11 protein-coding genes are annotated in these 14767 nt (G+C 66.6%); all 11 read right to left on the bottom strand.

The features are described 5' to 3' along the window. Positions 1-4: 4 nt before the first annotated feature. The 11 genes from BP05_RS02845 to BP05_RS02795 all read right to left on the bottom strand — a co-directional run bounded on the left by BP05_RS02845 (position 5) and on the right by BP05_RS02795 (position 14613). Positions 5-1495 carry an asparagine synthase-related protein gene (locus BP05_RS02845; protein ID WP_496360225.1) on the bottom strand — a complete coding sequence of 497 codons (1491 nt, stop codon included), beginning with the start codon at positions 1493-1495 and terminating at the stop codon, positions 5-7. Further along, entirely contained in the window at positions 1476-2978 is a 1503-nt protein-coding gene (locus BP05_RS02840) for an asparagine synthase-related protein (RefSeq protein WP_496360223.1), read from the bottom strand. Before BP05_RS02840 ends, BP05_RS02845 begins: the two co-directional genes overlap by 20 nt. A 29-nt stretch (positions 2979-3007) precedes the next feature. Then, the gene (locus tag BP05_RS02835; RefSeq protein WP_496360221.1) at positions 3008-5242 is read right to left on the bottom strand and encodes a polysaccharide biosynthesis tyrosine autokinase; all 2235 of its coding nucleotides are present in this window, start codon (positions 5240-5242) and stop codon (positions 3008-3010) included. 59 nt (positions 5243-5301) lie between these two features. After that, a complete protein-coding gene (wecB, locus tag BP05_RS02830; RefSeq protein ID WP_496360219.1) occupies positions 5302-7602 on the bottom strand; it encodes a non-hydrolyzing UDP-N-acetylglucosamine 2-epimerase in 2301 nt (766 codons plus the stop codon). 266 nt (positions 7603-7868) lie between these two features. Then, entirely contained in the window at positions 7869-8393 is a 525-nt protein-coding gene (locus BP05_RS02825) for a low molecular weight protein-tyrosine-phosphatase (RefSeq protein ID WP_496360217.1), read from the bottom strand. After that, positions 8368-9549 (bottom strand): polysaccharide biosynthesis/export family protein, encoded by a 1182-nt coding sequence (locus tag BP05_RS02820; protein WP_496360215.1) that lies wholly within the window; start codon positions 9547-9549, stop codon positions 8368-8370. Before BP05_RS02820 ends, BP05_RS02825 begins: the two co-directional genes overlap by 26 nt. Before the next feature lie 96 nt (positions 9550-9645). Next, a complete protein-coding gene (locus BP05_RS02815; protein ID WP_496360213.1) occupies positions 9646-10428 on the bottom strand; it encodes a YdcF family protein in 783 nt (260 codons plus the stop codon). Positions 10429-10437: 9 nt separating this feature from the next. Continuing rightward, entirely contained in the window at positions 10438-11442 is a 1005-nt protein-coding gene (locus BP05_RS02810; RefSeq protein WP_496360211.1) for a nitroreductase family protein, read from the bottom strand. A gap of 28 nt (positions 11443-11470) precedes the next feature. After that, positions 11471-12520: an EpsG family protein gene (locus BP05_RS02805; RefSeq protein ID WP_496360209.1), complete on the bottom strand. Its 1050-nt coding sequence runs from the start codon at positions 12518-12520 to the stop codon at positions 11471-11473. A 1-nt stretch (position 12521) separates the two neighbouring features. Then, positions 12522-13385: a glycosyltransferase family 2 protein gene (locus tag BP05_RS02800; protein WP_496360207.1), complete on the bottom strand. Its 864-nt coding sequence runs from the start codon at positions 13383-13385 to the stop codon at positions 12522-12524. A gap of 10 nt (positions 13386-13395) precedes the next feature. Then, positions 13396-14613 (bottom strand): polysaccharide pyruvyl transferase family protein, encoded by a 1218-nt coding sequence (locus BP05_RS02795; RefSeq protein ID WP_496360205.1) that lies wholly within the window; start codon positions 14611-14613, stop codon positions 13396-13398. Between the last annotated feature and the right edge of the window lie 154 nt (positions 14614-14767).

The following is a 14767-nucleotide window of genomic DNA, read 5'->3' as shown; positions in this document are numbered from 1 at the left end:
GGACTCAGGCTCCGCCACCGTGGTGCTCCAGCCATGGAATGACCACCGCGAGCAGGTAGAACTTGGACGCGTGGTACTTGTTGTCGAGACGGTAGCGGTTGGCTTCCAGCCAGGTGCGTGCACCGGGCAGGATGTGGCGCACGCGCGTGGCGGCGTCGTGTACGTATTCGTAACGCGCGCGCGCCAGGCCGCACAGGTCGAACCGGAAGCTGCCCTTGCGCGAGACGTAAGGCAGCCTGTCGAAGCGGGTGGCGATGTGCTCGCGGACCAGCACCTTGTTGGCGCGGGTGATCGGATCGACCAACAGTTCACGTGGTACCTCCCGGTATACCCAGTCGCGCAGGTCGCCATCGCAGAACGGGTATGCAGCCCGGATGCCTGCGGCCGTGCTGCTCAGCAGCCCCTTGCCGAAGCCGCCCGCGGACCCCGCCACCGACATGGCGATGGCGAACCATTCGTCCACCGTATGCGCGGATGCCAATTCGTCGCGGTAGATCTCCAGGCGCTGGCGTGACCGCTGCGACACGGCGCCGCCGAACAGCTCATCGACCTCCTGGTCGCTGAAGCGGGAGCCCGGGAAGGTGCGCTCCACGCGTTCCATCTGCAGGGTCGCCAGCACGTAGCTCAACGCGAAATTGCGCTCGACGAACGGCAGCTTCGACAGGAATGCCGGCAGCCTCCAGCCCCGCGCCAGCGCCGACAGCATCCGGTGCGTGCGATCGACGGACAGGCCGAAGTAGGAGTCCGAGCCCATGCCATCGATGACCCCGTCGCCGGCATTCCTCGTGATCTCGGTGACGAGGTCCACGTACGACAGCAGGGCGAAGTCCGCGGTCAGCAACGACATGCGCGGAACGATCGCCAGGTAGCGGTCGTATGCCCGGGCCGGGTCGCAGACCAGGGTTTCATGGCGCAGACCCAGCTTGCGCGCAACGAAGCTGGCGGATGCGACTTCGTCCTCTTCGGTGCCGCCCAGGTAAGTGACGCAGGTCGTTTCCGGCCTGACCTCGGCGGCGGCGATGGCGAGCGGCGTGGAATCCTTTCCCCCGCTCTGCAGCAGCCATGGCGCGTGCATGTCGCTGCATGCGCGCCCCAATGCGCCACACAGCAGGCGATGGTACCGACCCACCCAGTCGAGGCCTCCTCGCCTGGACTCGCGGTTCTTTTCGATATCGCGGAACCGGTAGCGGAACTCGGGCCGCGCGTGCATGTCCTGCAGTGGGCTGAAGCCGAAGGTCACCACCTTTACATCCTCGTACACCGAGTGCGGTGGATAGACGAATCCGTTGCGCAGCAGGTCGGCGATCGAGACCTTGTCCAGCTGGCGCCGCGGCCCGCGCACCAGCGCCGAAAAGTCCGGCCGGCCGTAGTACGGCGACATGCTGATCTGCAACCTGGCATGCGACGCGCGTGGCGCATCGATGACGACCGCCGGGACGATGGGCGCCTCGCCTGGAAACGCGGCTGCCGCAGGGTCATGGAAGTTCGCGTGCATCGTCGCCCCTTGCGGTTATCCACGGTAGAACCACTGCGAGCAGGTAAAACTTGGATGCGTGGTACTTGTTGTCGAGCCGATGCCGGTTGCGCTCCAGCCAACGGGCCGCGCCAGGCAGCAGCGGTCTAGCCTGGCGCGCGAGATCGTGCACCTGGTCGAAACGCGCGCGTGCCAGGCCCCGCAGGTCGAAGCGGAAGCTGCCCTTGCGCGAGATGTACGGCAGGTCGCGGAAGCGCGTGGCGATGTGCTGGCGCACCAGCACCTTGTTGTCCTTGGTCGCCGGATCCTGCAGCAGCTTGCGCGGCACCTGGCGATGAACCCACTCCCGCAGGCGCCGGTTGCAGAACGGATAGGCCGGGCGCAGTGCCATCGCCTCCAGCGTGTACAGCCCCTTGGCAAAGGCTGCCGCCCCACCCGAGATAGAGGCCACCATCGCCCGCCATTCGTCGGGCGTTTCCGCCGTTTCCAGTTCGGACTCGAAGGTCGCCAGGCGCGCGCGCGAAAGGCTGGCCACTGGCCGACCAAACAACGCGTCGACCTCGGCATCGCTGAAGCGCGAGCCCGGGAACAGGCGCTCGACGCGCGTCATCTCCAGGGTCGACAGCATGAAGCACAGGGTGAAACTGCGATCGATCAGCGGCAGCTCCGACAGCGAAAACGGCAGCCGCCAGCCGCGCGCGAGGGCCGTGAGCAGGCGCTGCTGGCCCTGCATGGCCATGCCGAAATACCAGTCCGACCCGAGGCCATCGATGACGCCGTCCCCGCCGCCCGCCGCCACCTCCGTGGCCAGGTCGACGTACGAAAGCAACGCGAAGTCGGCGGTGAGCAAGGGCATCCGCGGCGCGATGGCGACGTAGCGGTCATAGGCCCGCCCGGGGTCGCAAACCAGCGATTCGTGGCGCAAGCCCAGCGTGCGGGCGATCGAGCGCGCGGAGGCGACTTCATCCTCCTCGCGTCCGCCCAGGTAGGTGATGCAGACCGTTTCCGGCCGCGCCTCGGCTGCGGCGATGGCGAGCGTGGTCGAGTCCTTGCCGCCACTCTGCAGCAGCCAGGGCGCGCGCATGCCGCCGCAGGCCTCGGTGACCGCTGCGCACAGCAACCGGTGGTATGTGGCGACCCAGTCGCCGGCACCGTCCTCGCCCGCGCCAGCGCGATCGCGCTCGCGGAACAGGAAACGGAACCGCGGCGCGCTGCCCATGTCGGTGCGCGCATCGAAACCGGGCATCACCAGCTTGACGTCCTCGAAGATCGAGTGCGGCGGATAGACGAAGCTGTTGCGCAGCAGGTCCCCCACGGAGACCGCATCGATCCGGCCACCGCGGCGCTGGGCGAGGGGCGACAGGTCGGGCGTGCCTGCATATGGCGACGTCTGGATCTGCGCGTGGCGGACGGCGTCGCCGCGATTCGCGGCCGCCTCCCCTGCCCTGCCCCACGGATGGCTGCGCGGCACTGCGGCGATGGCTTGGACGGTATGTCGTGGCATGCCGTGCTCCAGGGCTCCGGCTGCGCGCCTCAGGCGGCGCGCAGCGGTTCCTCGTAGCTGTACACGTAGTGCCCGGCGCTGCGGGCGCTGCCCTTCTGCACGCCATTGACGATGGCGCCCTTGAGCTCGACGCCGTTCTGCTCGAGCCGCTGCTTGGCCATCGCGATTTCGCGCGACTGGTTTTCGCCGTAGCGCACCACCAGCAGGCTCGTGCCGGCGTGCTGGCCGATCACGGCGGCATCGGTGACCGCCAGCACCGGCGGCGTATCGATGATCACCAGGTCGTAGCGCGATTCCAGCTGGCGCAGCAGGGAGGCGAAATTGGCGTGCATCAGCAGCTCCGAAGGGTTCGGCGGAATCCGTCCGCGCGAGATGAACGACAGGTTCTCGGTGCCGGCGACGCGGCGGATGGCCTCGTCCAGGGGAACCTGACCGGAGATGAGTTCGGAGAGTCCGTCCTCCGCGCGCACGCCGAGCACACGATGCAGCGTGCCGCGCCGCATGTCGGCATCGATCAGCAGGACGCGCTGGCCCGCCTGGGCGATGGTCACGGCAAGGTTGGAACAGACGAACGACTTGCCAACCCCGGGGCTCGGCCCCGCGATCATCAACAGGTTGTTGCGGGTTTCCATCCGCGCGAAATGCAGGCTCGTGCGCAGGCTGCGCAATGCCTCCATCGCCATGTCGGAGGGTGCGCGCAACGCCAGAAGGCGCGGGCGATTGCCCGTGCGCGCGCTCTGCAGGCGCGGCGCATCCACGCGCTGCTTCGGGCTGAGCATGATCGAGGCGTAGACCGGCAACCCCAGGCGCTCGACTTCGGCCGGATCCTGCACGCCGCGGTTGAACATCTGCCGCACGAACACCCACGCGATCATCAGCAGCGCGCCGGCCGCGGTGGCACCCAGCACGAGGGGAACCTGCTTCGGCCACACCGGATTGAGCCGATCGACCGCGGGCGCATCGATGACGAAGGCGTTGCCGATGGCGCTCGCACGGGCAATGTCGAGCTGCTGCGCCTCGTTCATCAGGTTGGTGTAGGTCTGGTTGGTGACCTCCACGTCGCGGGTCAGGCGGAACAGGCCACGCTGTACGTCGGGCATCGCGCCGAGCTGGCCGCGCAGCTTCGCCTTCTCGTGCTCGAGTTCACCGATCTGCTGCATCAGCGCCTGCGAGGCCGGATGCGCGGAAGTGAACTTGCTGTTGATGTCCGCCTGCTGGACCTTCAGCTGCGCGATGCTGCCGGACAACGCGGTGGTCTGGGCCAGGATCGCGCCGGTCTGCTGGCTGACATCGACGGCCTGGTTGCGCGTCTGGAATTCCTGCAACGCGGCCTGGGCACGCTCGAGGTCCGCGCGCACCTTGGGCAGTTGCCCGTTGACGAACTGCAGGCGGTTCTTCGCTTCCGCGGACGTGCGATCGACGTTCTGCTGCACGTACGCCTGGGTGATCTTTTCCAGCACCTTCTCGGCCAGGACCGGATCGGTGTTGTTGTAGCTGAGGGCGATGATTCCCGAGTCCTTGCCGCGTTCCACCGCCTCGAGCTGGTTGGACAGGCCGGTGACTGCGGTCAGAGGGCTGCTCTTCTGCACGTCGAAATAGGTGCCGGGATTCGCCGCCAGCTTCTGCAGGCGCATCGTGACGCCTTCGCCGCGCGCGGTCTCACCGACGCGGCCTTCCACCAGTCGGCGACCGTTGCCGTCGAACAGCGTGTAGCGCTGGTCGCGGCCGGCCACCAGCAGCAAGGGAACATCGAACAGCGCCTCAGGCACATCGAGTTGCGCGATCTTCAGCTGCTCGCCACCCCAGCCGTAACGGTTCAGGCCGAACCACGCCGGAGCGGCGTCCGTTCCGCGGTAGCTTCCCGCGATGGCCTTTCCAAGCACCGGCATGCGTCGCGGCTGGGCCTGGATGTCGAGGTGGAGATCCCTCACCGCCTCGCCCAGCACGCGCCGGGACGTCATCACCGGCACCTCGGTCGCGGCATGCGGAGAGCCGGCGGCGACCGGCTGCATCTGCTGCTCCTGGCCCGGCGCACCAGCCCCGGGTCCCTCGATCTGGATGACTGCCGTGGCCTGGTAGATCGGCGGGGTGACGAAAACGTACGCCAGGCTGGCCAGCGCGAACAGCACGGTGCCGATGAGGATCGACCACTTGTGGTCGGACAGGACTCCAAACAACGCCGGTACGTCCACGTCATCCGTGCTTCCCCGCGAGTCCATGCGAACCGGCGTGGGGCGATTGGATCCAAGCATGATGTCGTTCACGTACTACCTCCGTTCACTTGCCGCTGGCCCGCAACCGCGGGCCCGGGAAACTGGTTGGATCACGCCGCCAGCGCCGAGCTTCGCGACGGCACCGCCGCGAGCGCATCGACGATGCGGTAACTGGGTGCCTCTGCCTCGCCGTCGCGGAAGGCGGCGCGCAGGGCCTCGTAGATGCCCCTGTCACTGAGCAGGCTCATCACTCCCTTGGAGATCGCGGCCTCATCGACGGCGAGCTGGCGCGGATCGGCGGCGTCGACGCGATCGCCGGCATCGCGCAGCACCAGGATGGGTTTGCTCAGCAAGGCTGCTTCGCTCTCGACTTCCGCGGAACCCGTCAGCACCACGTAGGCGCGCTGCATGAGCCAGGCAAACGCCATGTAATCCAAAGGCTCGACCAGGTGCACGTTGGCCGGACGCCATCCGAGGCGCTGCGTGTCGCGCTGGGCATCGGGCGACATCGCGATCGGATAGACGATGTCCACGTCGGGACGCATGCGCGCAACCTTGCGCAGTGCCCGGCCGAGCTCGGCGAATCCATCGATCTGTTCGCGGTGCGTAACCAGCAGCAAGGGACTGGCGGGGCGCAGGAAGGCAAACCTGGCGCGTAGCGCCAGTTCCGTGTCGCGATCGGAGCGGATGCGCTCGATCGCCGTACGCAGCGTTTCCGCGGCCGTGTCGCCGGTGACCATGATGCGGTCGCGCGGGACCCCGGTCGCTTCGAGTTCATCCCCAGTAGACTCGCTCGGCAGGAAATGCAGGGATGCAAGCGCATTGGCCACGCGCCGATGGATCTGTTCGCCCGCCGGTCTCGCGGCCATGCCCATCACTTCACCGGCGGACTCCAGCCGCGCGACGGGAATCTGCTGATAACTGGCCGCAAGGGTCGCCGCCAGCGTGGTCGAGGTGTCGCCGTGTACGAGCACCACGTCGGGCTTGAGACGGGTGAGCAACTGCGCGATCCCGTCCAGCGTCGCGGAAGTGATTTCGCTCGCATCGGCGCCGGCCAGCGCGATCCCGAGGTCGACGTCAGGCTTCAGATCGAACAGTTCGAGGATGCGCTGCTGCTTTTCCGAGGCGAGGTCGGTGACGCAGACATGGGTGTCGAAGCGCTCGTCGTGGCAGAGCTGGCTTGCGACCGGGGCGATCCGGATCGCGTCCCGCGACTCTCCCAGTACGCACAGGGTCTTGAGTTGCGAGAGGTTGGGTTGCGTGGATTCGGGATGCGCGCGAGGCGGCAGCGATTCGATGGCATCGAGCGCGCGCGCGCCCTCGCCTTCCAGGGCTGCGGCCACGGCCGCGCCTACCTGCGGTTGCGCCTGTCCCGCCCGGCCCAGCCATGCGAGCGCAACGGGCAACCTGGCGATGTACAGACCGAGCAGCGCGAAAAAGCCCGCAACGCTCGCCAGTTCCGGCAAGTCGCGCAGCACGTAGCCCAGCATCGCCAGGACGCTTGCCGCACCAACGACCAGAACCAGCGCGGCGCGAGGTGAAAAGCCGGCGTCGAGCAGCAGGTGATGCAGATGCTGGCGATCCGGCCTGAAGGGCGAACCTCCGGCCCGCATGCGCCGCACCATCACTCCCAGCGTGTCCATCACTGGAATGGCGACACACCAGAGCACGTCGGCGGGCGCCATGCGGCCGATGTGGCGCTGGCTCAGATGGATGAGGCTCCACGCCAGCAGGAAGCCGATCAGGGTGCTCCCGGCATCGCCCATGAAGATCTTGCGCCCGTCGGGCCATCCCAGGTTGACGCCGAGATACGGCACCAGCGCCACCAGCAACACCTGCAGCAACAACAGCACGCCCAGCGCCTGCCAGCCGGTACCGGTGGTGAAGGCGAGCACGGCGAGGATGCTGACCATCGCCAGGCCGCCCGCAAGGCCGTCGATCCCATCGAGCATGTTGAAGGCATTCATCAGCCCGACCACGGCCAGCACGGTGAGCGGAATGCCGAGGGCATGCAGGCGAACGTCCTGCGTGCCAAACAAGTGTCCAGCGCTGTCGATGTACACGCCGGTCGCGGCAATCACCACCGCTGCTGCACCTGCCTGGATCGCGAGACGCGTTCCGACGCTGAGGTCGTAACGATCATCGAGCATGCCCGTGACGACGATGACGGCGCTGGTGACGAGCAGCGAGACGGTGAACCGATCAAGGACGCCCAGGTAGCTCAGCCCAGCAACCAGCCCGAGGAAGAAGCTGATCCCGCCAACCAGGGGCACCCTGCCCTTGTGGCGCTTGCGGTTTCCGGGGCGGTCGACGAGTCCCACCCTGGGCGCCAGCGGCCTGAGCGAAAAGATCGCCACCAACGTCACTGTCAATGCGACCGAACCGGCGGCCACCAGTCTTGCATCCGGCATGAAGTCTCCTGCCCATTTTCTGTCTGTGAAATCGAGTCGCAATCCATGCCATTGCAGCAACTACGGACACCAACCCAGTGTCTCTATCGATGTTTTTACGAATTCTTTGGGCGGACCAAACGTGCGCGCTAGGTTATGCACGACGAGTTGACGAGGAAATGAAATCGGACACGCGCGTACATCTGCGATACACGATTGTCGACACGTTCAAAGGCATGAACGCGAAACGTGTTGCGGTCGTCGCGTGGCCCGCTGCGCAACAGCGTTCAAACGCGCGCGGACCATTCCCGCGAGGCACGTTCGATTGTTCCGTACAGGCTTTCGAACGTTGCGATCGGCTGTCCGAATGGATCGGGCACATCGATGTCGTCCAGCCAGCGTCCAAGGCCGAAAGTCCGGCCGGCCGCGGAGGGAATCTGCCGTTGCATGAAGTGCATCTGCGCGCGCTCCATGACCAGCACCAGGTCGGCGTGGTGGATCATCCATTTCTCCAGCCGGCGCGCGGCATGTCCCCGTCCTTCCAGACCATGCGCCTCGAGCACCGCCAGTGCGGACGGGTCGATCGGAGCTCCGTCGATCGCACCGATGCCGGCAGATTCGACGAGAACGTCGCGCCCAGCCAGCTCCCTGCGCAGCACCAATTCGGCCATTGGGCTGCGGCAGACGTTGCCTAGACACACGACCAGGATCCGCCGGATCGAGAACCCGGGCCGGCGCTCGTGTTCGCAGGAAGTACGAGCGCGAAACGCCGGCGCGGCCGCGGCCTCAGTTGCTGACGTTGCCTTGAGCACTGGTCGCAGTGTTGAGGATTGCCGACAGCGGCAGCAACTGGCTGAAGAAGCGGTTCCAGCGGGTAATGCCTGCCGGGCCGACGAACACGACGTCGCCCGCTCGCAGCGGGAACGAACTCGCCACCGCGAACGCAGCCGGCGATTTCGCCCGCAGGTGGTATACCGTCGCCGTGGAGGGCGCTTCCTTGGACAGGTTTGCAGCGTCGACGCCGCGGATGACATAGACGGCGTCGCCGTTCGAGGTCACCTGGTTCAGTCCGCCGGTCCGGCCCAATGCCTGGGTTAGCGACATGTCGCTGGTCTTGAACGTCAGCGCCTGCGGACGCACGACCTCGCCCAGCACGTAGACCTGCTTGCGGTCGTTGAAAGGCAGGTACAGGCGATCGCCTGGCTTGAGGTAGATGTCGGCCACGCTACCCCCGCGATGGAGCGCGTCGAGGTCAATGTTGTAGCGGCGCCCTTCGCGAATCAGGGTCAAGCCCGACAGGTCGGCCTGCTCGACGTTGATGCCGGCCGCACCCACCGCCTTCGATACCGTCATCGGCACTGTGCCCAGGCCCTGCGGCGCGGTGTTGTTGAACGCACCTTCGAGCACTACCTGCCCGCCATTGCCGCTCACGCCGACATCCACCTGCGGCTTGCGCAGGTACTTCGCGAGCCTGCTCGTCAACGTGCTGCGTAGCTCCTCGATCGTCATGCCGGCCACCTTCAGCTGGCCGACATAGGGATAGAACAGCGTCCCGTCGGGATAGACCAGGCGACCATTGCTGGCAGCCGCCTGCTGCGCTCCCGCCGGCGTGGTCAGCTCCGGGTGGTCCCACACCGTGACCAGCAGCGTGTCGCCCGGCTGTATCTGGTAGCTCTGCGGGCGATACTGCGTCAGCTCCGGCGGCAACTCGACATTCGCGGCAGCGTTCTGGTTGCTGGCAACCAGCTGTGGGGTGATCTCGACCATTCGCATGTCGCTACCGTCCCCGCCCACGCTGCGCGACATCTGTTGGCCGGTCAGGCAACCGCTCAGCAGCATGCTCATGCCGACGACGAATCCGAACCCCTTTGCGCGCGCAGCGAGCGTCACCGCCTGCTTGCCAATGCGTGGGACCGGTGTCATGCACGCGCCGTAGTTTGCCTTCGCCTCGAGGGTGATCAACCGCATTTTCAGCTCCTGTCGCAACATCGCAGCGGCCGAGCCTAGGTTGCGAATTGATCACGCAACGTGAAGTCCGACTGCATGAACGGCTCGTTCAGCGCGCTATAAAGTTGCTGTTGCGCGTTCATGTCCAAGTGCAAGCACGGCAAGCGCCACGTATTCCTTCAAGGCGCGCCCGCTGCGCCACAACGCGCTGCGTGAGGGCATCCATTTGTCCAGCAACGTGGTGCGCACTGCCCGCTCCGGCACGGGGACAGGCACGACTTCCAGTCCGGTACGTTCGAAGAGTGTCATCGCCCGCGGCATGTGCAGTGAGGAGGTCACCAGCAGAATGCGCCGCGCGCCGATCCCGTGCGCAATGCGCGCAGTATTGAGTGCATTTTCTTCGGTGTTGAGGCTGCGTTCTTCGAGCACGATCGCGTCATCGCGCACGCCAAGCCGCACGATCGCGCCCCGCATTCGCGCCGCCTCGCTGCCATCCCGGCCAGCCCCGCCGCCGCTCAGGATGACGAACGGTGCGCGCTCCGACAGCCAGGCGCGCGCACCAGCGGCAAGGCGGCTGTTCCCCAGTTCCCAGGGATCCACGCGCGCACGCTGCATCCATCCGTACCGGGTGGCTCCGCCGAGCACGACGATCGCGTCGGCGCGCGGCAATTCACGCTCGTCGACGATGCGGTACCGGCTCTCGAGCGTCCCGCGCAGCCACTCCGATGCGACGGGAATCGACCACAGCAGCGACCACGCCAGGGCCAGCCCGATGAGCGCTGCGCCGATCCGTCGCCGGCGCAGGATGATGATCGCCGCCACGCCAACGGCGATGACCACGAGGGACGTGCTGGGCGGGTAGCTCAGTAGCGACGCCGCGTTGGACAACTGCTCGGACACGGGGAACGTCTACACGAACCGCACGATCTCATCCGTGCTGCGCCGTGGCGACGCGGCGACCGTCAGCCGCTCCGGCGCGTAACCCGCGCCCATCATGGTGATGATCGCGTAGTGATCGTCGATTCCCAGGCTACGCCGCAACGCACGATCGCGCCCGGGCTCCACGCTCCAGTTCAACATGCATGCCCCGACATGCAACGAATGCAGGGCGAGCGCCATAGACATCGCGAAGATGCCACCGTCCACCCAGCACTGGTTCCTCTCGCCCAGCGACGTGAATGCACGCATGTCCGCGGCGACAACGATGACGGCGCCCAGGCGGTCGCCGAAGCCACGGTTGCCATTCTGGAAGCCCAGCATCTCGTCCATCCGCGCGCGCTGGTTGCTGGCGAAGATGCGCGCGCTCTGGCGGTTGCATACAGAGGGCGCCTGCTGTGCGATGCGGGCCGCCTCGCGCAGTACCGCCTGGGGCACCGGCCGGCCGTCGAACTGCCTGACGCTGCGGCGGCTGCGCAGGAATCGCTGCGCGCTGTCGCTATCGAAGGGAAACAGGGTTTGCGAGGTCAGCGCATCGACGCCCGCGCGGCAGCTACCGGTTGCACTAGTGTCCAGGAATTCGCCGAGTTCCGCTTCCAGCTTCGTGTCGAGCTTTCCGAGGCTGAATTGGCGATAGCTTTCCAGCGCGCTCCGGGCGAACCCGGTCACGTCCGATCGGCCGTAGCGGTCTTCGTAGCGCCGCACACTGCGGACCAGGCGCAGCGCCACGTCGCGACCAAAGCCGTGGCGCGGATTGGGCAACGCCATCCCCTTTTCCAGGCGGTGGTAGTCCATGGTGATGTGCGCTGCGAGGCGTTCGGCGTCATCGGCGGAACGTCCGGCCGTCGACGCCACCAGGTAGCGGCGCGCGTCGTAGCCATAGCTGGAGAGCGCCTTGACCCGCGCGAGCATGCGCCGGATGGCAACCCGGCGCTCCGCCGGCACGATGGCCTTGATCCGTTCGCGCATCACCGACATCGATTGCTCCATCCGTGCGGTATTTGCGTCATACGACGATCCCATTGCTTACGTAGTAGTAGAGGGCCACGCAGGAACCCAGCAAGCCGGCCTGGATCAGCAGCGGGTTGCGAAGCACCGGCAGGCGGCTGCAGCAGAGGATGGCGGCGACGATCAGCGATGCGGCCAGCCATGCCGGCAGCAGGAAGCGGTTCGAGTACGAGCCCCATCCGACCGCGAAGAATGGCAGGACCATCACCAAGTACACCGCCGCGCCTTGCAAAATCCTTTCCCGCTGCGGCTCGCGGATCAGCGGCGCGAACATGTGCGGCAGCAGGTACCAGAAGATCGAGAACACGGCGAAATCCACGCGCACGCCCGAGCGGTAGTCCGGATTTGCCGCGTATTCCTGCACGAACGCATACAGCGCGGGGACGAACGCCTTCACCAGCTGCATCGACGCTCCCGAGACGTAGAGAACGAAGGCAACCGCAGCCAGCCAGCGCAGCGAGCGCGCGCCGAGCAGCAGCGCCGGCGCGCAGGCCAGGTACATCAGCGACGACAGGTGCAGGCTTGATGCGAGACCGCCGAAGAGCAGGAACTGCAACCATTGCCGGCGGTGGAAGGACAGCAACGCGGTGAACACAAGCAGTGCCGCCAAGCCCTGGCGTACGGCGTTGATGGCGCCGTTCATGAACATTGGCGACACGAAGAGCAGCATCAGTGAGGCGGTCAGGAAGACCATGAAACCGCGGCCACCGCCGATGTAGGCGAAATACTTCCGGCATGCCGTAACCACTATGAGGAGCAGCAGCGCGAACAACGCGACCTGGTAACCGACGACGCCAAACCCCAGCTTGCGCACCACCCAGCTGAAGAAGACGAATCCGGGCTCCAGCCGGGTTTGCAGGGCCGTGTGGCCCAAGGCTTCGTAGAAGCCCGCGTAGACACTGGTGTCCGTACCGGTGTCGAGCGGACGGGTGCCCACCACCCAGCAGCCGAAGACGCACGCCAGCACCACCAGCAGGAGGCTCAGCCCGGATGCGGCTGCATCCGCGCGACTGGGCGCTGCCACCGGGACCGCAGCGTATGCCGTCATGTCAGCCTCGACCCGTTCCGGCCGCGCCCGCGCGTACCCGCATCAGTACGTTCCGCCTGGCCCTGCGGAGGCTGCCGACGACGCGCGCTATGCGATGTTCCATCGGACTCACCAGGCCCTGGCGCAGCAACTCCCTGCGGACTTCCTTGCCTGCCTGGTGCATGGCCGCAAGATCCGCGCTCAGCCCGCCGGCGCCATAGGTCGGCTTGTGCCATGACGCGAGGGTCTGGTTGAGCTTGGCGCAGCGGTAGCCCGAGAACGCGATCTGGGCCCAGAGCAGGAAGTCCTCGACGCGGCGGAACTTCTCGTTGAAGCGGAAAGGCAGGTCGCGGCGCAGGACCACCGACGCCGTCGGAAACGGGTTGTTCAGCAACAACCGGCGCCGACCGACGATGCGCGCGCGGACCGGCGGCTTGAGCCGGGGCGGTCCGGCGGCCCGGTCACGCACGTCCATGCGATGGGCAATGAGCACGATCTCGGGATCGCTGCGCAACGCCTGCATCTGCAGTTCCAGCTTGGCCGGAGCCCAGGAGTCATCGGCATCGAGAAAGGCCACGAAGTCCTCGCTCGCATGCGCCCAGCCGATATTGCGCGCCTGCGAGGGCCCACCGTTGCGCGGCGAGGTCAGGACCTTGACCCACCCTTGCGGATACGTCGCGGCCAACTGGTGCAGCGTAGACAGGGTCGCGTCGCCGCTGCAGTCGTCCACCAGCAGCACCTCTTGTGGCGGCATCGTCTGTACGGCGATGGACGCCACGGAAGCGGCAATCGTGTCCGCACAGCGATAGCACGGAACGACCACGCTGACCGGGGCGCGCCACTTCACCTGCGGCTGCGCGGCAATCACTGAGCTCGAATCCCGCATGCGCGCCACCTCAGGCCAGCACGCCCGAGAGCCGCCGCGCCGCCGTCTTCGCCTGGTCCTGCAGCTGCGGAATCCTGTGCGCAAGCGTGTGCTGCAGCGAGCGCTCCTCGCGAAGCAGCCAGCCGAGGCTGCGTTGCAGCGTGTCGGCGCTCAACTCGGTCGTCGGCAGCACCGCATCTTCGTTGCCGAACAGGTCGCGGTTGATGCCACGCGCCTTGACGCTGTACGCGATGGAGACGGTGGGCACCCCGCTGGACAAGGCCGCGATGGTCGAGTGGGTGCGTGCGCCAATGAAGAAGCGGAGCTGGCTGATCACGTACTTGATCTGCGCCGCATTGAGCTCGTGCGGCATCATCGCCACGCTGTCGCCAAGATCGGCAAGGCGATCCATCAGGTCGCGCATGTAGGTGCCGTCGCCCGCGGCATGCTCGCCATGCAACGCGTGCACATGCGGGACGAGCAGGACGCCCAGGCCGTACTGCCGCACCGCGCGGCGGATGAACTCCGCGACTTCGGCGCGCAGGTCCTGGTCGGGCCGCTTGTAGCGCTCGATCAGCGCGCTGATGTTGACGCCGAGAACGCCGTTCGGGCACTGGGGCCAGAAGCGTGCGTAGTCGACGGTCTCGCGCCCCAGCATGAAGGCCGGGTCGGCCATCTTCACCACGTTGCCAAGGCCGAGCTTCTCGGTCAGGTAGCTGTAGCTTGCGGTTTCGCGCACGGCTATGAAATTCATGCGCGACAGGTGTCGCGTCACCGCGGGGACGAAACCCGGCTCGCGGTCGAAGGGGCCCACCGACGCGCCCCACAGGATCACGGGCTTGCCCATGTCCATGGCCCATCGATCCAGGCTCATGATCGGTGAGGGAATCCGGTAATCCAGGGAGTAGTTGTCGCCGCCGACCGCCAGCACCGCATCGACGCCTGCCAGCTGCTGGCGCAGCCAGGCCGGCATCGGGAACGGCCAGTTCGCCCGTTTCAGGAACGGCAGCGGCAGGCGCTGCAGGTTGACCCAGTAGCCTGCGGCTCGCGGCAGGTAGGCGCGGACGAAACGCACGCCCTGCTCGGCCGCATCGGGCCATTGCGCGCGGTCGCGCTCGATATCGACCGAAGGCACCAGCACCCGGACGTCGCCGAACTGCGCACGCAACAGCGCCACCGTGCTGCGCACGATCGCCTCGCAGCCGCGGTTGCCGAAAGTGCGCTGCCCTGAAAGATAGAATGTTCTCACTCCGGCTGATCGCTCCTGCACATCGCTTCCGCACATGATTTTGATCCAACGACACAAAGCGACATCATCGATTTCACGGGTGATGCATCCGTGAACTGAACGTGTCGCATGGACGTCGCGCTATCCGCGCACGCAGGAAAAGCGTGCGCATGGC

It is taken from the genome of Lysobacter oryzae DSM 21044 (genome assembly GCF_059568595.1).
Note: the sequence above shows the minus strand (reverse complement) of the source record. Positions and strands in the feature narration are given on the sequence as shown.

Coding starts and splice junctions, on each gene's coding strand:
- BP05_RS02845 (WP_496360225.1), bottom strand. CDS start 1,495: ATGCACGCGAACTTCCATGACCCTGCGGCAGCCGCGTTTCCAGGCGAG.
- BP05_RS02840 (WP_496360223.1), bottom strand. CDS start 2,978: ATGCCACGACATACCGTCCAAGCCATCGCCGCAGTGCCGCGCAGCCAT.
- wecB (WP_496360219.1), bottom strand. CDS start 7,602: ATGCCGGATGCAAGACTGGTGGCCGCCGGTTCGGTCGCATTGACAGTG.
- BP05_RS02820 (WP_496360215.1), bottom strand. CDS start 9,549: ATGCGGTTGATCACCCTCGAGGCGAAGGCAAACTACGGCGCGTGCATG.
- BP05_RS02810 (WP_496360211.1), bottom strand. CDS start 11,442: ATGTCGGTGATGCGCGAACGGATCAAGGCCATCGTGCCGGCGGAGCGC.
- BP05_RS02805 (WP_496360209.1), bottom strand. CDS start 12,520: ATGACGGCATACGCTGCGGTCCCGGTGGCAGCGCCCAGTCGCGCGGAT.
- BP05_RS02800 (WP_496360207.1), bottom strand. CDS start 13,385: ATGCGGGATTCGAGCTCAGTGATTGCCGCGCAGCCGCAGGTGAAGTGG.